Here is an 18037-nt window from a genome sequence, read left to right as displayed (position 1 = left end):
ACATCACCAGCACTCCGGTTACCGGAACAGTTCTGCCCTGAGGAGGCACAGATCATGGGGGATCTAGCAATAGATTTCTGTGGCGAATGGTACGAGCCATCAGACGAGGACGTTTTCAACATCGGGCGCGAGGGCGACCTCGAAGTGGACGACAACCCGTACCTGCACCGGCAGTTCCTGCAGGTAGCCCGCTACGACGGCATCTGGTGGCTCAGCAACGTCGGCAGCATGCTCTCCGCCACCGTGGCCGACGCCTCCGGCGGAATGCAGGCCTGGCTTTCGCCCGGTGCCCGGATTCCCCTGGTGTTCAGCCACACCAACATCATTTTCACGGCCGGCCCCACCACGTACGAGTTCGCAGTGCATCTGAAGACCCCCTCCTTCCGCCAGGAGGCGCGCGAGGGCGCCAGCAGCGGTGACACCACCATCGGCCCGGTGGTCTTCACCGACGCCCAGAAAGCGCTCATCGTGGCGCTCGCCGAACCGGTGCTCCGCCGCGAAGGCACCGGCTTCAGCACCATCCCGTCTTCCGCCGCGGCCGCCAAGACCCTGGGCTGGGCGCTGACGCGCTTCAACCGGAAACTGGACAACGTCTGCGACAAGCTGGACCGGGTGGGCGTCGTGGGACTGCGCGGGGGAGGCGGCAAGCTCGCCACCAACCGGCGGGCCCGGTTGGTGGAGCACGCCGTCACCACCCACCTGGTGACCGCCGATGACCTGTACCTGCTGGAGAAGATGAGGGGCGTGGACGAAGGATGAGGATCCGGCTGACACTCCGCCGGGAACCCGCCGACGCCAAGGACCTGGCCGTCACGGTTGACGGCCTGGCCACCGTGGCGGATATCGCCACCATCCTGTGGGCCGCGGACCCGGACCGCAAGGGAACCCCGGCCCCGGACAACCTCTCCCTGCGCATCGACGAGGCATTCGTCGGCGCGGGCATCAGCGGCAACGTCCTGGACCGGGAAGGCAACCTGCTCGAGTCCGGCCTGCGCCCCGGTTCCGTGGTGTCGCTGGCACAGGTCAGCGGGCAGTTCCACGAGCCGGGCGCCAGCCGGGGGCCCGCCGCCGCCACGCTGCGGGTCCTGTCCGGGCCCGACGTCGGCCGTGAATTTTCGTTGCCCACCGGCACCAGCTACATCGGCCGGGACAGGGACGTGGACATCCGCCTGACGGACCCGCTGACCTCCAAGCGGCACGCCCGCATCACGGTGGCCGAGGGCATCGAAATCGTGGACACCAACTCGGCCAACGGGCTCCTGATGGACGGGCTTCCCGTTACCCGGGCAACGCTGAACTCCTCCGACACGGTGACCCTGGGTGACACGACCGTGACCGTGGTTCCCCTGGGGCACAACCAGGCGGCAGCGCCGACGTCGCCCCTGGTCAACTTCAACCGGTCCCCGCGTGTGGTGCCCCGGTTTGAACCGGCCAAGCGGGTCCTGCCCGCCGGGCCCAAGCGCCCCGAGGACCACCCCTTCCCCTACATCATGCTGATTGCGCCCCTGATGATGGGTGCCGTCATTTTCGCCGTCACGCAGAACGTGCTCTCGGTGGTGTTCATGATGATGATGCCGCTGTTCATCGTGGGCCACTACGTGGACCAGAAGATGCGGACCCGCAGCCAGCAAAAGGAACAACTCAAGCAGTTCCGCGCCTCCATGGCGGCGTTCCGGCAGGACCTGACCGAGCTGCAGCAGGTGGAACGGGCCGTCCGGCTGCAGGAAGCGCCGTCCGTCAGCGACACCGTTGACGCCATCTACAAGCTCGGACCGCTGCTGTGGACCCACCGGCCGGAGCACAGCACGTTCCTGGGGCTGCGGTTCGGGCTGGGGACCGCGCCGTCCCGGATCCCGCTCGAAGAACCCTCCAGCAACGACACCGAAGTCCAGTACAGCCGCGAAATCCAGGACTGCCTCAGGCAGTTCAGCGAGATCGAAGGTGTCCCCGTGGTCTCCCAGCTGCGCACTTCCGGTGCTTTGGGCATCGCAGGGGCCCGCGGCCTGGTGGACGACGTTGCCCGCGGCGTGGTGCTGCAGCTGGTGGGGCTGCATTCGCCGGCCGAGGTGGTCCTGACTGCCATCACCTCCGCCCAGTCGCGCGGACGCTGGAACTGGCTGCAGTGGCTGCCGCACGTCGGCTCGGGCCACAGCCCCCTGGGCGGCGACCACCTCGCCGCCGGATCCGCCGGAGGTTCCTCCCTGCTGGCCCGGCTCGAGGACTTGGTGGAGGCCCGTGAGGCAGCTGCCAAACGGTCGGGCCCCGGGCTGCGGCCTGGCCTGGACCCGGCCAAGCACGAGGTGGAGGAACCGGTCCTGCCGGCCGTCCTGGTCATCGTGGAGGACGACGCCCCCGTGGACCGCGGCCGGCTCACCCGGCTGGCCGAACGCGGACCCGATTCCGGCGTGCATGTCCTGTGGGTGGCCACCGACATCCAGGCCCTCCCTGCGGCCTGCCGCGACTTCATGGTGGTGGACGGTGACCACGGCACCACCACCGGCCAGGTCCGCCTGGGCCGCCACACCTACCCCGTCAGCTGCGAAAGCGTGGACGCAGACCTCGCCGGGCAGCTTGCCCGGATGCTGGCGCCAGTGGTTGACGTGGGCAAACCGGTCAATGATGACTCCGACCTGCCGCGCGCGGTGTCCTACGCCACCCTGATCGGCAAGGACTTCCTGGACAACCCGCAGGCGGTGGCCGAACGGTGGACGGAAAACAACTCCGTGCACGCCAGCGCCGTGGCAAACCGCAAGGACAACGGCACGCTGCGCGCCCTGGTGGGCTCCAAGGGCATTGAGCCGCTGTACCTGGACCTGAAGAACGAAGGGCCGCACGCCCTCGTGGGCGGTACCACCGGTGCGGGCAAGTCCGAGTTCCTGCAGTCCTGGGTAATGGGCATGGCCGCCGCCTACAGTCCCGACCGGGTCAGTTTCCTGTTCGTCGATTACAAGGGCGGCGCGGCCTTCGCCGACTGCATCAACCTGCCGCACACCGTGGGCCTGGTCACCGACCTCTCCCCGCACCTGGTGCGCCGGGCCCTGACCTCGCTGCGCGCAGAGCTGCACTACCGTGAACAGCTGCTGAACCGGAAGAAGGCCAAGGACCTGCTGGCGCTGCAGCGCGAGGCGGACCCTGACGCGCCGCCGTACCTGGTCATCATCGTCGACGAGTTCGCAGCCCTGGCCAACGAGGTGCCGGAATTCGTGGACGGCGTGGTGGACGTCGCCGCCCGCGGCCGCTCCCTGGGCCTGCACCTCATCCTGGCAACCCAGCGCCCCGCCGGCGTCATCAAGGACAGCCTGCGCGCCAACACCAACCTGCGCGTGGCGCTGCGGATGGCCGACGAGGACGACGCCACGGACATCCTCGGCGTCCCGGACGCCGCCTACTTCGACCCCGCCATCCCGGGCCGCGGCGCGGCCAAGACCGGACCGGGCCGGATCCAGGGCTTCCAGACCGGCTATGCCGGCGGCTGGACCACGGACAAGCCGCAGCGGCCGCAGGTCGACATCGTGGAAATGGCGTTCGGCTCCGGACCCAGCTGGGAAGCGCCCGCGCCGGAAAAGCCGGTGGCCGCCGAACCCGCCGGCCCCAACGACATCGCCAGGATGACCACCAACATCGTCCGGGCTGCCGACGCTTTGGCCATCGCCCCGCCCCGGAAGCCGTGGCTGGACGAACTGGCCAAGACCTACGATTTCTCCAAGCTGCCCAACCCGCGGTCGGACGAACAGCTGCTGCTGGGAGTCGCCGACGACCCCGTGCACCAGGACCAGCCCACCGTGTTCTACGAGCCGGACCGTGACGGCAACATGGCCATCTACGGCACAGGCGGTTCCGGCAAGTCCGCGGCCTTGCGGGGCATTGCGATTGCCGCCGCGGTGACGCCACGCGGCGGCCCGGTCCACGTGTACGGCATCGACTGCGGCTCGGCGGGCCTGCGGATGCTGGACGAGCTGCCGCACGTGGGTGAAATCATCGACGGCGACGACGTCGAGCGGGTCGGGCGGCTGCTGCGCCTCCTGCGCGACGTCGCTGAACAGCGCGCCGCCCGGTTCGCCGAGGTACGGGCCTCCACCATCGTGGAGTACCGCAGGCTGGCCAACCGGCCGGACGAGAAGCGGATCTTCGTGCTGGTGGACGGCATGTCCGCGTTCCGGGAAGCCTACGAGCACAGCAAGCTCTCCGGGCTCTGGGACATCTTCCTCCAGCTCGCCACCGACGGCCGCACCCTCGGAATCCACCTGGTGGTGACCGGGGACCGGCCCAACGCCGTCCCCGCGTCGCTGCTCGCCTCGATCCAGCGCCGGCTGGTCCTGCGCCTGTCCTCGGAGGACGACTACATCTCCCTGGACGTGCCCCGCGACGTCCTGTCCGCCACGTCGCCGCCGGGCCGCGGGCTGCTCGACGGGCTCGAGGTCCAGCTGGCCGTCCTGGGCGGCAACTCGAACCTGGCCCTGCAGGCCCGCGAAGTGCACAAGCTCAGCGAAGCGATGCGGCGCCAGGGGCTGGACACGGCACCGGGAATCGAACGCCTTCCGGAGCAGGTGGACCTGGATGTCCTACCTGCCGGCACACCGGACCTGCCGGTCATCGGCGTGGACGACGAGTCCCTGCAGCCTGCCGAAATCATGGCCAGGGGCCCGCTGCTCCTTGCCGGCCCGCCCGGCGCGGGACGCACCGTGGCCCTGGTGACCCTTGCGTACGCCTTGCGCCGATCGAATCCCGGCACGGAGCTGATCTACCTCGGGTCCCGCCGCTCCGCCGTCGCATCCCTTCCCCTCTGGAGCCGCTCCGTGGTGGGGCCGGACGACTTTGCCGAGGTGGTGGAGGACCTGGTGGAACACTCCACCGGGAACCCCGGTGCGCTGGCGTTCTTCATCGAAGGGCTTACCGAGTTCACTGACACCATTGCCGAGTCCGGGATGGCGCAGTTGGTGACGGCATCGCTGAAGGCAGACCAGTGGGTCATCGGCGAGTCGGAATCCTCCACCTGGTCCTCCGCATGGCAGCTTGCGCAGCCGTTCAAGTCCGGCCGGCGCGGCCTGCTGCTCAACCCCGGCGACATCGAGGGGGACAGCCTGCTGAACACGTCCCTGGGCCGGGTCAGCCCCGACTTCATCCCCGGCCGCGGGTACGTGGTGGGGCGCGGCAAAGCCCGGAAAATCCAGGTGGCGCTGCCGCCCGAAAACAGGGACTGACCAGAGCCCGGGCCTGCGGTGCCGCAACCTGCCGGGATTTGCGGCCCCGCAGGGCGTTGTAGAAGACTACCGGGGACACCAGAAAGCCGCGGTGGGGGGCTGCGCGCATCGAAAGGTAGCAATGACCCCGTCCGCACCGGTTCTCCGCGCTGTTTCGACGACGGCATCAGCAGCAGCCCTGGCCCTGGCCTTCAGTTTCTTCCCGGCCGGCCCGGCGCCCGCTGCCACCCCGGCACCCTCGCCCGCCCCGGCAACAGCAACGCAGGACTGCGGGCTATTTTGCCTGCCGGTCCTTGCCAGCAGTCCGGACACCGGTCAATCCGGACGGTCGCGCAAAGCCAAGGACCCGGCGGACCCACCGGCGCCGCCCGCGCCACCTGCTGAGGCTCCGGCCCAGCCTGTCCAGTCCCAGCAGCCGCAGGCAGACAATCCGCAGCCCGCTCCTGCTGCAGTCCGCGCCACGGCACCGGCAGGCCCCGACGGTTCCGCCACGGAAACCGCCTCAGCCGCTGCCGGTTACCGCCCGCCCACCGGCCCCTCCAACGGGCAGGACTGGAACAGTCCCGTGACCCGGTCCGCCGGGGCCGCCCGGATGGCCGCCGGTGCCCCTGCCCGTGGCCAGGAAGACGGCGGCCCGGCGCTCCTGCCCATCGCCTTTGGAACGCTGCTGGTGGCCGTTTCCGCTGTCGCCTTCGCCTGGTGGAACCGCAACCGGAACCGGCTGCGATCGCATTGAGCTGTGCGTGCATGGCGGGCCGCCCGGCCAGGTGGCTGTGCCTGCCAGGCCACTGTCACAGGCGTAAGGCAAGATAGGTTTGTGAGCACAGGACCAGGCCCCGCAAAGACCGACACCCGTACTGCAACGCCGGACGGGCCGGAAACCGTCCCGGCGGAGTCCGTCCGCGAGGAATACGAGAACCTTGCGGACCTCGTGCGGAAGTACCGCTTCGCGTACTACCAGGAGGATGAGCCCCTGGTGTCCGATGCCGAATTCGACACCCTCTTCCGCCGCCTCGAAGAGATCGAGGCGCTGCACCCCGAGCTGGTGGCGAACGATTCCCCAACCCAGGAAGTGGGCGGCGAGGCCTCCGCCGCGTTCGCGCCCGTGGAACACCTGCAGCGGATGTACAGCCTGGAGGACGTCTTCTCGCTCGAGGAGCTCGAAGCCTGGCTCAACAGGGCCGAGGCAAGCGTCGAAAAGCTGGGCGACGGGGCCGCCAGGGCCGCATGGTTGACCGAGCTCAAGATCGACGGCCTGGCCGTCAACCTGCTCTACCGGGACGGGAAACTGGTGCGCGCCGCCACCCGCGGCGACGGAACCACGGGGGAGGACATCACCCACAACCTGCTCACCATCCAGGAGATTCCCAGGGACCTGCGCGGCAGCGGGTTTCCGGCGGAGATGGAAGTGCGCGGCGAAGTCTTCATCCCGTCCAAGGCGTTCGCGGAATTCAACGAAGCACTGATCGAGGCCGGCAAGGCGCCCTTGGCCAATCCCCGGAACGCGGCGGCCGGGTCGCTGCGGCAAAAGGACCCGGCCGAGACGGCCAAACGGCCATTGAAGATGTTCGTGCACGGAATCGGCGCCCGCGAAGGACTCGAGTCCCGCAGCCAGTCCGAAACGTATGAACTCCTCAAGGAGTGGGGCCTGCCCGTCAGCCCGTACTTCGAGGTGCTGCAGGGCCGGGAGGAAATCCTCGGCTTTATCAAGCGGTTCGGCGACCAGCGACACAAGCTGCTCCACGAGATCGACGGCATCGTCATCAAGGTGGACGATTTCGCCACCCAGCGTGCCCTGGGCTACACCACCCGCGTCCCTCGCTGGGCCGTGGCCTACAAGTATCCGCCGGAGGAGGTCCACACCAAGCTGCTGGACATCCAGGTCAACGTGGGCCGCACCGGACGGGTCACTCCCTTCGGCGTCATGGAACCGGTCAAGGTGGCCGGTTCCACTGTGGAGATGGCCACCCTGCACAACCAGGACGTAGTGAAGGCCAAGGGCGTCAAGATCGGCGACATCGTCATCCTGCGGAAGGCGGGGGACGTCATCCCCGAAATCGTGGGCCCGGTCCTTCCCCTCCGCGACCAGCAGGACCCGCCGGTGCGGGACTTCGTGATGCCCACCGAATGTCCGTCCTGCGGCACGCCGCTTGCCCCGGCCAAGGAAGGGGACGTGGACGTCCGCTGCCCCAATTCCAGGTCCTGCCCGTCCCAGCTCCGGGAGCGCGTGTTCCATGTGGCCGGCCGCGGCGCGTTCGACATCGAGGCGCTGGGGTGGGAAGCGGCCATTGCCCTGACCCAGCCGGCCGAACCCGAGGTGCCGCCGCTTACCTCCGAAGCCGGGCTCTTCGACCTCACCCCGGAGGACCTGGCCGGCGTCCGCATCCGGCGCGAGAAAAAGTCCAAGGGCGTTCCCACCGGTGAGTACGAGCTGGTGCCCTACTTCTACAGCAAGGGCACCGCCAAGTCGCCGTCCAAGCCCACCGCCACCACGCAGAAACTGTTCAAGGAACTGGAAAAGGCCAAGACCCAGCCGCTCTGGCGTGTGCTGGTGGCCCTGTCCATCCGGCACGTCGGGCCCCGGGCGTCGCGCGCCCTGGCCCAGGCGTTCGGCAGCATGGACCGCATCCGGGCAGCGTCGGAGGAGGAACTGGCCCACGTTGACGGGGTGGGGCCCACCATCGCCGCAGCGCTCAAGGAATGGTTCGCGGAAGACTGGCACGTGGAGATCATCGAACGCTGGGCCGCCGCCGGAGTCCGCATGGAGGACGAACGCGACGAGTCGATGCCGCGCACCCTCGAAGGGCTTACCGTGGTGGTCACCGGCTCGCTGCCCAACTTCAGCCGGGACGAGGCCAAGGAAGCCATCCTGCTCCGGGGAGGCAAGGCTGCCGGCTCGGTGTCGAAGAACACCAGCTACGTCGTGGCGGGGGAAAGCGCCGGCAGCAAGCTGGACAAGGCGGAGCAGCTGGGCATCCCCGTGCTGGATGAGGACGGCTTCCGGCAGTTGCTCGACGGCGGACCGGCGGCCCTGGGGGACGCGGCAGCCCAGGGGGTGGATGTGGACACGGATGAAGACGGCAGCGAGGAGGCAGCCATCCCGGCCGCAGCTGAGGAAACGGCATGAGCACCCCGGCCGAACTTCTGGAAGTGGCGAAGCAGGCAGCCGCCGCGGGCGCCAACGTGCTCGCGGGCCGGACGGCGGATGGCCTGGACGCCAGCAACAAGGGCGCTGCGGGGGACTGGGTCACGGCCTTTGACCTGGCCGCGGAAAATGCCGTGCGCAAGGTCATCATGGCGTCCCGTCCGGGGGACAGCATCACCGGTGAGGAGCACGGAACCACCCGCCCGGCGGACCCCACCGGCTACCGCTGGTCCATCGACCCTTTGGACGGCACTACCAACTTCATCCGGAACATCGTCTACTACGCCACGTCGGTGGCCGTCGCGGATGCCGACGGCGTCTGGCTGGCCGGCGTGGTCAACGCCCCGGCACTGCGGCGCGTGTACTACGCTGCCCGCGGCCAGGGCGCGTGGCTGGAAGAAGGCGGCACCGTGACCCGGCTGGAAGGGCCGGTTTCCGGCCGGAAGGGCCAGATCCTGGCCACCGGGTTCAGTTACGATCCGGCCGTGCGGGCGGAGCAGGCCTCGGTGCTGGCAGGGCTGATGGACGGTTTCGCCGATGTCCGGCGGCTGGGTTCGGCGGCCCTTGACCTGTGCATGGTGGCTGACGGGACCCACGATGCCTACGGTGAGCGGGGGTTGAACGAGCACGACTTCTCGGCCGGCGCGCTGATCGCCGAGGAAGCCGGCTGCTGGGTGCGGCGGCCACGCCTGACGAGTCCGCTCGACGGAGGGCCCACCGACGACGAGCGCCTGGACGCCTGGACGTGTGCCGCCAGCCTGGAACTCTCGGGCAAGTTTCCGCTCTGAATCTGGTCACGCACGTGCACGGGTACCCCGGCCTGAACGGGCCCAACGGAAGCTCCGGGCCAGGCCGGTTCTGATAGTTCGGTCACGGAAAGTGCGGTTTGCCGCGGTGGAGGCAGAAACCGCCACTACCATTGATGGGTGCAGCCGCAGATCACGATCCGTCCCGCCGCCGAGGCCGACTTCGCAGCCATTGCCCGCATCACCCGGGACTCCTACCTCTCCGCCGGCTACTTCGACGACGCCGCACACCCCTACATGGTGAAAATCATGGACGTGGCCGAGCGCGCGGCGCAGGCCACCATCTGGGTAGCCGAACGCCAGGGCACCGTCGTCGGCTCAGTAACGCTGGCACTTGCGGGCGAGCCCTATTCGGACATCGCGCAGCAGGACGAGCTCGAGTTCCGCATGCTGGTGGTGGACCCTGCCGTCCAGCGCAGCGGTGCCGGCAAGGCCATGGTTGACGCCATCCTCAGCTACGCGAAAACACTTCCCGGCATCCGCGGAGTGTCCCTCACCACCGGCAAGGCCTGGGAGAGCGCACACGGGCTGTACCGCAAGACGGGCTTCCAGCGGGTGCCCCACCGTGACTGGTTCGTACCGGGAACCGACACAAAACTGTTGGTTTACCGCCGCGACCTGTAGCAGCCCTACAGTGGTGGCGACCCATTCCAGTTTTGAAAGGCCCACCCATGCGCAAAACCTTCGGTACCGGCTCCGTCTGGGAACAGACCCTTGGCTACTCCCGCGCCGTCCAGGTGGACAACACCCTCTACATCTCAGCCACCGCCGCCAGCGGTGATGAGGGCATCGTCGGTGATGACTTCTACACCCAGACGCAGTACATCCTGCAGAAGCTCGGCAAGGTCCTGGCCGACGCCGGCTTCGGCTACGAGGACGTGGTGCAGTCCAAGCTGTACCTGACGGACATCAGCAAGTGGGAGGAAGCCGGCAAGGCCCACGGCGAAGTGTTCGGCGACATCCGCCCCACGCTCTCCCTCGTGCACGTGCTGCCGTTCCTGGACCCGAAGATGCTCGTCGAGATCGAGCTCGTCGCCCAGAAGAGCGCCTGATTTTCCCCGTTGTGACCCGTTCGTCCTACTTGCCCGCCAGGCCGTAGCGGTGCTCCGGCCTGCCCGTGGTTCCGTAGCGCAGCTGGATGTCCACCGCGCCGTCGTCCGCCAGTGAAGACAGGTAGCGCTGCGCGGTTGCCCGGGAGACGCCCACGCGGGCGGCCACCTCGGCCGCTGAATACTGCTCGCCGGGGGCCAGGGACTCCAGCACCGCCGCTTCCGTTGCAGAACGGGGTTTTGACGACGGCGTGACATCGCCCGGGATCAGCGAACGTTTCGCCCGTTCCACCGCCTCCTGGTCCAGCGCACCCGGCTGGCCCAGGAGGCGCCGGTACCGGGTGTAGGAGCGCAGCTGCTGCGACAGCGACTCCGCGGTGAAGGGCTTCAGCAGGTAGCCCAGGGCGCCGCGGCGGAAAGCCGCCCGGACCGACGCGGCGTCGGAGGCCGCGCTGAGGATGATCGTGTCCACGTCCAGTTGCTGCAGCAGGTCCAGGCCGGACGCGTCCGGCAGGTACACGTCGAGCAGCACCAGGTCCGGGCGCAGGCTATGGATGGCCTGCAGTGCCAGGGACGCCGAGCCGACCGGGGCCAGGGCCAGGAAGCCCGCCACCGAGTCAACATACGCCGCGTGAAGTTTCGCCACGTGGAAGTCGTCGTCCACGATCAGGACCCGAAAATCCTCAGCCATTCCCATCCTTTCCGCCTTCCCCCAAGATCTTGGCGGCGGGGTTTCCCGCCGTCGTGTGCGGGAGGGTGGCCATGAACACCGCTCCCGGACCGCCCCTGCTCCCGCGCTCCAGAACCTTGACATCCCCGCCGCGGCGGCGGGCCAGCTGGCGCGCCAGGGCCAGTCCGAAGCCCTGCCCGCCGCCGGCACGGGTGTTCCTGGAAAGCGCGCCGGACGAAGTGGTGAACCCTTCGGCAAACACGCCCTCCGGATCAGTTCCCTCGGCCAGGCCATCACCCGAGTCCGCAACCACCACGTGCAGCGTCCCGCCGTCGTCGCCGGGCTCATCCAGCACCTCAAGCTCAACCCAGCGGTCGGTCGAGGACCCCGCGACGGCGGCGTTGACGGCGTTGTCGATCAGGTTGCCCAGCACCGTGGTCACGTCCTGGGCTTCGGTGACGTGCCCGCGGACCAGGGTTTCGGGCCCGATGCGCAGGGCCACGCCGCGCTCGTCCGCCTCCACGCCCTTGGCGCCGACGAAGGCCTGCAGGTACGGGTCCTGGAGCAGCTCGGCCTGGTCCACCGGGAACTTCAGCGGTCCGGTGGCGGCGAGCCGGGCAAGGTAGTCGCGTGCCTCCTGGTGCTGCCCTATGCCCAGGAACCCGGCGAGGGTGTGCAGCTGGTTGGCGAACTCGTGCCGCTGGGCGCGCAGCGCGGTGGACATGGTTCCCACCGCATCGAGCTGCCGGGTGAGCTGCTGCAGTTCCGTGCGGTCCCGGAGCATGACCACCCAGCCCAGGTCCTCGCGGCGGTGCAGTGCCTTGCGGGCATTCGCCACCAGCACCCGGCCGCCCGCCACAAGCTCCAGGGCTTCGGCACCTGGAGAAGTGCCGGCCTCTTGACCCCCCGAGCCTTGACGTGCGGAGCCGGGCCGGGTCAGGGCCTTCAGCTGCTCCGGTACGGGAGCCTCTTCCCACGGCGTGCCCGACAGGTCGGGCAGGCCCAGCAGCCGCTGCGCCGCTGCGTTGAAGACGCTCACCCGGCCGTCGGCACTGACGCCGATCACGCCGTCGTCCACGCCCTGCAGCACGGCCACCTGGTCGTGCACCAGCGTGCTGATCTCCTCCGGCTCCAACCCAAGCGTGAGCCGCTGGAGGCGGCGGCGCAGCAGGAAGGACCCCAGCACCCCGGCCAGCAGCGCGCCGGCGGCCGTCAGGGCCACCGGACCAATGTCGCGGGCCACGGTCTGGCCCACCGTCTCCATCGAATAGCCCACGCTCACCTCGCCCACCACCGTGGTGGTGCCGGGCGCGTACACCGGAACCTTCGCCCCGGCGGAGGGGCCCAGCGTGCCGGTGTTCCGGGTGGTGACTTCCTGCCCGGAGAGCGCCTCCGACGGGTCCGTGCTGACCTTCTCGCCGAGCCGCTGGGGGTCCGGGTGTGCCAGCCGGATCCCGGTTTCATCGGTGATCACCACGAACAACGCTCCGGTCCTGGTCCGCGCTGCCTCGGCGGAGGCCTGGAGCGGGCCGGCCAGCAGCGCGGACGCCGGGGGAGTGCCGGGCTGTGCGCTGATGCCCTGCACGTTGGCCCGGACCTCCGGGTCGGAGGCCACGGTCCGGGCCAGGGTCAGGGCCTGGTTCTCCGCGTCGCTGCCCACCCGGTCATAGGTGAGCCAGGCGTGCACGGCGGCGCTGAGCAACACCACCAGCAGCACCACCGACAGCTGCAACAGGAGCGTCTGGGTGGAGAACCGCAGCGGCTGCCGGGACACGGATCGCTGCATTCATCCTCCTTGATGGGTGTGGGACGGGCTGGTGTGCACTTGTGGTGCGCTCCAAGGGTGCCGTTACGGTACGAAAAGCGCGAAAAACCCGGTGAGCACAATGAGCAAAATGCTCCCAATAAGCAGTATGCCAATCAATTGAGCCAAAGGCGCTGCCGTGACGGACGCCACCCTACAGTCTGTAGCACGCATCACAACGCTGTGGTGCCGTTCACAAGAAGGAGCCGGCTGTGCTGGTAATACTTGGATTCGCCATGATCGCGGTATTCATGGTGCTGATCATGACGAAGAAGTTGACGCCAGTGCTGGCGTTGATCATCGTCCCTACTGTTTTTGGCCTTTTCGCCGGGGCCGGCCTTGGCATCGGCGACATGGTGATGGACTCGATGAAGTCCATGACGTCCACCGCGGCCCTGCTGATGTTCGCCATCATCTACTTCGGCCTGATGATCGACGTCGGACTGTTCGACCCGCTGGTGAAGTTCATCCTCCGCAAGCTGGGCAACGACCCCGCCAAGGTTGTCCTGGGTACCGCCATCCTGGCGGCCGCCGTGTCGCTGGACGGTGACGGATCCACCACGTTCATCCTCACCACCGCCGCCATGCTTCCGGTCTACCTCCGGCTCAAGATGAGCCCCGTGGTCCTCACCTGCGTGGCCGGCCTGGCCAACGGCACCATGAACATCCTGCCCTGGGGCGGTCCCACGGCCCGCGCCGCCACCGCCCTGAAGATCGACGTCAACGACGTCTTCGTGCCCATGATCCCGTCCCTGGTGGCCGGCCTGGCCGTCGTCTTCGCCTTCGCCTGGCTGCTGGGCCTGCAGGAGCGCAACCGGCTCCGGAGCACCGCCCCGGAAATCTGGGGCGTCCCGGACACTGCCGAAGAGTTCGACGGCGGTACCTCCGCAGGTGCCTCCGCAATCCGGGATTCTGGAACAGGACGCAATGGCGGCACGCCCGGTGGTGCCTCCGGACGCGGTGCCTCCCCGGCCGGCGGCGCCGGCGTGGCAGTACTGGAGCGCACCGAAATCCTGGTGGACGAGAGCGACTCGGCCATGGCGGACACTGCCCTGGACCCCAACCGCAGCACCCTGCGGCCCAAGCTGTTCTGGTTCAACCTGGCCCTGACCGTCGCCGTGATGGTGGTGCTCGTGGCCAACGTCATCCCGCTGCCGTTCGTGTTCATGGTGGGCGCCGCCGTCGCCCTGCTGGTCAACTTCCCCAAGGTCAAGGACCAGGGCACCCAGCTGCTGGCCCACGCACCGTCCATCGTGGCCGTGGTCAGCATGGTCATGGCCGCCGCGGTCCTCACCGGCGTGCTCAAGGGCACCGGCATGGTCGAAGCAATGTCCGCATGGCTGGTCCAGATCATCCCGTCGTCCATGGGCCCGTTCATGGCCGTCATCACCGGCGTCCTGAGCATCCCCATGACGTTCTTCATGAGCAACGACGCCTTCTACTTCGGCGTCCTGCCGGTCCTGAGCGAGACCGCCGCCCACTACGGCGTCAGTGCCGCGGACATGGCCCGCGCCTCCATCACCGGCCAGCCGTTCCACCTGCAGAGCCCCCTGGTTCCGGCCATCCTGCTGCTGGTCTCGCTGGCCAAGGTGGACCTCGGCGACCACCACAAGAAGGTGCTGTGGCGCACCGCCGTCATTTCCCTCGTCATGTTGGGCGTCGGCATGCTGACCGGAGCCATCGGTATCGGTTAGTCTGTAGCTGCCTGCGCTCCCTGTCCCCGCGGCAGGACCAGGCATCGAAGGTGCCCGTCTGACGCCCGCTGGGGGCCGTCAGACGGGCATCTGCGTTTCCCCACTAGACTGGATCGGAAAACAATTCGAACTTTGCAGGGGAGATCCATGGCTGCGATCAACCGGGACGACGTGGCGCATCTCGCGCGGCTCGCCCACATCGAGATGAGTGCCGAAGAGCTGGACAGGATGGCCGGCGAACTCGCCGTCATCGTCGATTCGGTCAAGTCCGTCAGCGAGGCCGCCGGGGACGACGTCCCGGCCACCTCCCACCCCATCCCGCTCAGCAACGTCTTCCGCGAGGACGTGGTGGGACACACCTTCACGGCGGAACAGGCACTCTCCGGCGCGCCGGATTCCGATGACAACCGATTCAAGGTCCCGGCAATCCTGGATGAGGCATAACCATGACTGAACAGAACCCCACGGGCCTTAGGGCCGACGAACTGATCCGCCTGTCCGCCGCGCAGCTGGCCGAGAAGCTTGCCGCCGGCGAGGTCACCTCCGTCCAGGCCACCCAGGCCTACCTTGACCGGATCGCCCAGGTGGATGGCGGTGAGCGCGGCGTTAACGCGTTCCTGCACGTTAACGCCGAGGAAGCGCTCGCCGTTGCTGCCGAAGTGGACGCCATCCGCGCTGCCGGGGGTGCCGAGGCCGAAGCCCTCCATGTCCTGGCCGGTGTCCCCATCGCCGTCAAGGACCTCATTGTCACCATCGGACAGCCCACCACGGCCGGCTCCAAGATCCTCGAGGGCTGGCACAGCCCCTACGACGCGACGGTCGTGGAGCGCCTGCGCGCGGCGAAGATGCCCATCCTCGGCAAGACCAACCTGGACGAGTTCGCCATGGGCTCCTCCACCGAGCACTCCGCCTACGGCCCCACCCGCAACCCGTGGGACCTGGACCGGATCCCCGGCGGCTCCGGCGGCGGCTCGGCCGCTGCTGTTGCCGCTTTCGAGGCACCCCTGGCCCTGGGCACGGACACCGGCGGATCCATCCGCCAGCCGGGCGCGGTCACCGGGACCGTGGGCGTCAAGCCCACCTACGGCAGCATCTCCCGCTACGGCGCGATCGCCATGGCGTCCTCGCTGGACCAGATCGGCCCGGTCACCCGGACCGTGCTGGACTCCGCACTGCTGCACCAGGTCATCGGCGGGCATGATCCCCGCGACTCCACTTCCCTGCCCGAACCACTGGCCGACCTCGTGGCCGCCGCCAGGACCGGCAACGTCGAGGGCCTGCGGATCGGCATCATCAAGGAACTGCACGGCGAGGGCTACCAGGCCGGCGTCGAAAACCGGTTCAACGACGCCCTGGAGCTGCTCAAGGAAGCCGGCGCGGAAATCGTCGAGGTTTCCTGCCCCAACTTCCAGTACGCCCTGGGCGCCTACTACCTGATCATGCCGTCCGAGGCGTCCTCCAACCTCGCCAAGTTCGACGGCGTCCGGTACGGACTGCGCGTCCTCCCCGAGGACGGGCCCATGACGATTGAACGCGTCATGGGTGCCACCCGCGCCGCCGGCTTCGGTGACGAGGTCAAGCGCCGCATCATCCTGGGCACGTACGCCCTGTCCGCCGGCTACTACGACGCCTACTACGGCTCCGCCCAGAAGGTGCGCACCCTGGTCCAGCGCGACTTCGACGCCGCGTTCACGGTGGCCGACGTGCTGATCTCGCCGACCGCCCCCACCACGGCTTTCCGGCTCGGCGAGAAGCTGGACGACCCCCTGGCGATGTACCTCAACGACGTCGCGACCATTCCCGCGAACCTGGCCGGCGTACCCGGCCTGTCCCTGCCCGGCGGGCTGGCGGACGAGGACGGGTTGCCCGTCGGCATCCAGCTGCTCGCCCCGGCCCGGGAAGACGCCCGCCTGTACCGCGTGGGCGCCGTCCTTGAATCGCTGCTTGAGGCCAAGTGGGGCGGGCCGCTGCTGGCCCAGGCCCCCGACCTTGCCGCTTCGGCGCCCCTCGAAACCCAGGAGGCAAAATAATGAGCACTGACCACATCCTGAGCTTCGAAGAGGCCATGGAGAAGTACGATCCCGTCCTGGGGTTCGAGGTCCACGTGGAGCTCAACACCAAGACCAAGATGTTCTCCTCCGCGCCCAACGTGTTCGGCGACGAGCCCAACACCAACGTCAACGAGGTGGACCTCGGCATGCCGGGCGTCCTGCCGGTGGTGAACAAGGCCGCGATCGAGTCCTCGATCAAGATCGGCCTGGCGCTGAACTGCAAGATCGCCGAGTCCTGCCGCTTTGCCCGGAAGAACTACTTCTACCCGGACACCCCCAAGAACTTCCAGACGTCCCAGTACGACGAACCCATCGCGTACGACGGGTACCTGGATATCGAACTGTCCGACGGTACCGTCTTCCGGGTGGAGATCGAGCGCGCCCACATGGAGGAGGACGCCGGCAAGCTGACCCACATGGGTGGCGCCACCGGCCGGATCCAGGGCGCCGACTTCTCGCTGGTGGACTACAACCGTGCCGGTGTGCCGCTGGTGGAAATCGTCACCAAGCCCATCGAGGGCGCCGGTTCCCGGGCTCCGGAACTGGCCAAGGCGTACGTGGCTGCCGTCCGCGAGATCGTGAAGAACCTCGGTGTGTCCGACGCAAAGATGGAACGCGGCAACGTCCGCTGCGACGCCAACGTCTCGCTCCGCCCGCACGGCCGTGAACGCTTTGGCATCCGCTCGGAGACGAAGAACGTGAACTCCCTGCGCGCCGTTGAACACGCCGTCCGCTACGAGATCCAGCGCCACGCCGCCGTCCTGGAAGCAGGGGAGCCCGTGGTCCAGGAAACCCGCCACTGGCACGAGGACACCCGTACCACCACCTCCGGCCGTGCCAAGTCCGACGCCGACGACTACCGCTACTTCCCGGAACCTGACCTGGTTCCCGTGGTGCCGTCGCGCGAATGGGTGGAGGAACTCCGCGCCGCCCTGCCCGAGCCGCCGGCGGAGCGCCGCAAGCGACTGAAGGCCGACTGGGGCTACTCCGACCTGGAATTCCGCGACGTGGTCAATGCCGGCGTCCTGGACGAGATCGAGGAAACCATCGCTGCCGGCGCCTCAGCTTCAGTAGCGCGCAAGTGGTGGATGGGCGAGATCGTGGGCCGTGCCAAGGCCGCCGACGTGGACCCCGGCCAGCTCGGCGTGCAGCCGGCCACCATCGTGGAACTGGCCGGCATGGTGGAAGCCGGCAAGATCAACAACAAGATGGCGTCCCAGGTGCTGGACGGCGTGCTCGCCGGTGAAGGCACTCCGGAGGAGATCGTCGAAAAGCGCGGCCTCGCCGTCGTGTCCGATGACGGGCCCCTCCTGGAAGCCATCGACGCGGCACTCGCCGCCCAGCCCGACGTGGCGGACAAGATCCGCGGCGGCAAGGTCCAGGCCATCGGCGCGATCGTGGGCGGGGTCATGAAGGCCACCCGCGGCCAGGCCGACGCCGGCAGGGTGCGCGAACTGATCCTGGAGAAGCTCGGCGTCACCGTCTAGCAACCCCACCCAACTGGGTCGCAGCAGATGTCGTTTTGAACCCTCATAACGACCTCAACTGCGACCCAGTTGGGCTTTAAGGTACTCGGCTTCGGCTGCCCAAAAGTACCCGTGGCTGGGCGTGCCCCGC

13 protein-coding genes are annotated in these 18037 nt (G+C 68.4%); 11 read left to right on the top strand and 2 right to left on the bottom strand.

What is annotated here, in order from left to right; translation table 11 throughout:
• Nucleotides 1-54: 54 nt before the first annotated feature.
• The 7 genes from K4G53_RS02405 (at nucleotide 55) to K4G53_RS02375 (ending at nucleotide 10204) form a co-directional block, all read left to right on the top strand.
• A complete protein-coding gene (locus K4G53_RS02405) occupies nucleotides 55-759 on the top strand; it encodes a hypothetical protein (RefSeq protein WP_221383897.1) in 705 nt (234 codons plus the stop codon).
• Nucleotides 756-5201, top strand: coding sequence for an FtsK/SpoIIIE domain-containing protein (locus K4G53_RS02400; RefSeq protein ID WP_221383896.1), 4446 nt, complete (start codon nucleotides 756-758; stop codon nucleotides 5199-5201). Before K4G53_RS02405 ends, K4G53_RS02400 begins: the two co-directional genes overlap by 4 nt.
• A gap of 121 nt (nucleotides 5202-5322) precedes the next feature.
• Complete coding sequence (locus K4G53_RS02395) at nucleotides 5323-5937, top strand: hypothetical protein (RefSeq protein WP_221383895.1); 615 nt, start codon at nucleotides 5323-5325, stop codon at nucleotides 5935-5937.
• An 81-nt stretch (nucleotides 5938-6018) separates the two neighbouring features.
• Nucleotides 6019-8328, top strand: a complete 2310-nt coding sequence (gene ligA / locus K4G53_RS02390; RefSeq protein WP_221383894.1) for an NAD-dependent DNA ligase LigA — start codon at nucleotides 6019-6021, stop codon at nucleotides 8326-8328.
• Complete coding sequence (locus K4G53_RS02385; protein WP_221383893.1) at nucleotides 8325-9134, top strand: inositol monophosphatase family protein; 810 nt, start codon at nucleotides 8325-8327, stop codon at nucleotides 9132-9134. The genes ligA and K4G53_RS02385 overlap by 4 nt, the downstream gene beginning before the upstream one ends.
• A 138-nt stretch (nucleotides 9135-9272) precedes the next feature.
• Entirely contained in the window at nucleotides 9273-9776 is a 504-nt protein-coding gene (locus tag K4G53_RS02380) for a GNAT family N-acetyltransferase (protein WP_221383892.1), read from the top strand.
• A 47-nt stretch (nucleotides 9777-9823) separates the two neighbouring features.
• Complete coding sequence (locus K4G53_RS02375; RefSeq protein ID WP_221383891.1) at nucleotides 9824-10204, top strand: RidA family protein; 381 nt, start codon at nucleotides 9824-9826, stop codon at nucleotides 10202-10204.
• Between the two features lie 25 nt (nucleotides 10205-10229).
• Here the strand turns inward: K4G53_RS02375 and K4G53_RS02370 are convergent, their stop codons facing one another.
• Complete coding sequence (locus tag K4G53_RS02370) at nucleotides 10230-10892, bottom strand: response regulator (protein ID WP_221383890.1); 663 nt, start codon at nucleotides 10890-10892, stop codon at nucleotides 10230-10232.
• Nucleotides 10885-12657, bottom strand: a complete 1773-nt coding sequence (locus tag K4G53_RS02365) for a sensor histidine kinase (protein ID WP_221383889.1) — start codon at nucleotides 12655-12657, stop codon at nucleotides 10885-10887. The genes K4G53_RS02370 and K4G53_RS02365 overlap by 8 nt, the downstream gene beginning before the upstream one ends.
• A gap of 230 nt (nucleotides 12658-12887) precedes the next feature.
• Between K4G53_RS02365 and K4G53_RS02360 the strand changes: the two genes are divergently transcribed.
• From K4G53_RS02360 to gatB, 4 genes are all read left to right on the top strand, one after another.
• Nucleotides 12888-14369, top strand: coding sequence for a CitMHS family transporter (locus K4G53_RS02360; protein WP_221383888.1), 1482 nt, complete (start codon nucleotides 12888-12890; stop codon nucleotides 14367-14369).
• Between the two features lie 147 nt (nucleotides 14370-14516).
• On the top strand, nucleotides 14517-14813 hold the full coding sequence (gene gatC, locus K4G53_RS02355) for an Asp-tRNA(Asn)/Glu-tRNA(Gln) amidotransferase subunit GatC (RefSeq protein ID WP_108598482.1): 297 nt from the start codon (nucleotides 14517-14519) through the stop codon (nucleotides 14811-14813).
• A gap of 2 nt (nucleotides 14814-14815) precedes the next feature.
• Nucleotides 14816-16399, top strand: a complete 1584-nt coding sequence (gene gatA, locus K4G53_RS02350; protein ID WP_221383887.1) for an Asp-tRNA(Asn)/Glu-tRNA(Gln) amidotransferase subunit GatA — start codon at nucleotides 14816-14818, stop codon at nucleotides 16397-16399.
• Nucleotides 16399-17907, top strand: coding sequence for an Asp-tRNA(Asn)/Glu-tRNA(Gln) amidotransferase subunit GatB (gatB, locus tag K4G53_RS02345; protein ID WP_221383886.1), 1509 nt, complete (start codon nucleotides 16399-16401; stop codon nucleotides 17905-17907). The genes gatA and gatB overlap by 1 nt, the downstream gene beginning before the upstream one ends.
• Nucleotides 17908-18037: the final 130 nt, after the last annotated feature.

This window comes from Arthrobacter sp. MAHUQ-56 (assembly GCF_019710585.1).
Lineage (GTDB): Bacteria > Actinomycetota > Actinomycetes > Actinomycetales > Micrococcaceae > Arthrobacter.
Note: the sequence above shows the minus strand (reverse complement) of the source record. Positions and strands in the feature narration are given on the sequence as shown.

What these genes read in the sequence shown, in the direction of transcription:
- K4G53_RS02405 (WP_221383897.1), top strand. Translation starts at nt 55, where the DNA reads ATGGGGGATCTAGCAATAGATTTCTGTGGCGAATGGTACGAGCCATCA.
- K4G53_RS02400 (WP_221383896.1), top strand. Translation starts at nt 756, where the DNA reads ATGAGGATCCGGCTGACACTCCGCCGGGAACCCGCCGACGCCAAGGAC.
- K4G53_RS02395 (WP_221383895.1), top strand. Translation starts at nt 5,323, where the DNA reads ATGACCCCGTCCGCACCGGTTCTCCGCGCTGTTTCGACGACGGCATCA.
- K4G53_RS02385 (WP_221383893.1), top strand. Translation starts at nt 8,325, where the DNA reads ATGAGCACCCCGGCCGAACTTCTGGAAGTGGCGAAGCAGGCAGCCGCC.
- K4G53_RS02375 (WP_221383891.1), top strand. Translation starts at nt 9,824, where the DNA reads ATGCGCAAAACCTTCGGTACCGGCTCCGTCTGGGAACAGACCCTTGGC.
- K4G53_RS02370 (WP_221383890.1), bottom strand. Translation starts at nt 10,892, where the DNA reads ATGGCTGAGGATTTTCGGGTCCTGATCGTGGACGACGACTTCCACGTG.
- K4G53_RS02365 (WP_221383889.1), bottom strand. Translation starts at nt 12,657, where the DNA reads ATGCAGCGATCCGTGTCCCGGCAGCCGCTGCGGTTCTCCACCCAGACG.
- gatC (WP_108598482.1), top strand. Translation starts at nt 14,517, where the DNA reads ATGGCTGCGATCAACCGGGACGACGTGGCGCATCTCGCGCGGCTCGCC.
- gatA (WP_221383887.1), top strand. Translation starts at nt 14,816, where the DNA reads ATGACTGAACAGAACCCCACGGGCCTTAGGGCCGACGAACTGATCCGC.
- gatB (WP_221383886.1), top strand. Translation starts at nt 16,399, where the DNA reads ATGAGCACTGACCACATCCTGAGCTTCGAAGAGGCCATGGAGAAGTAC.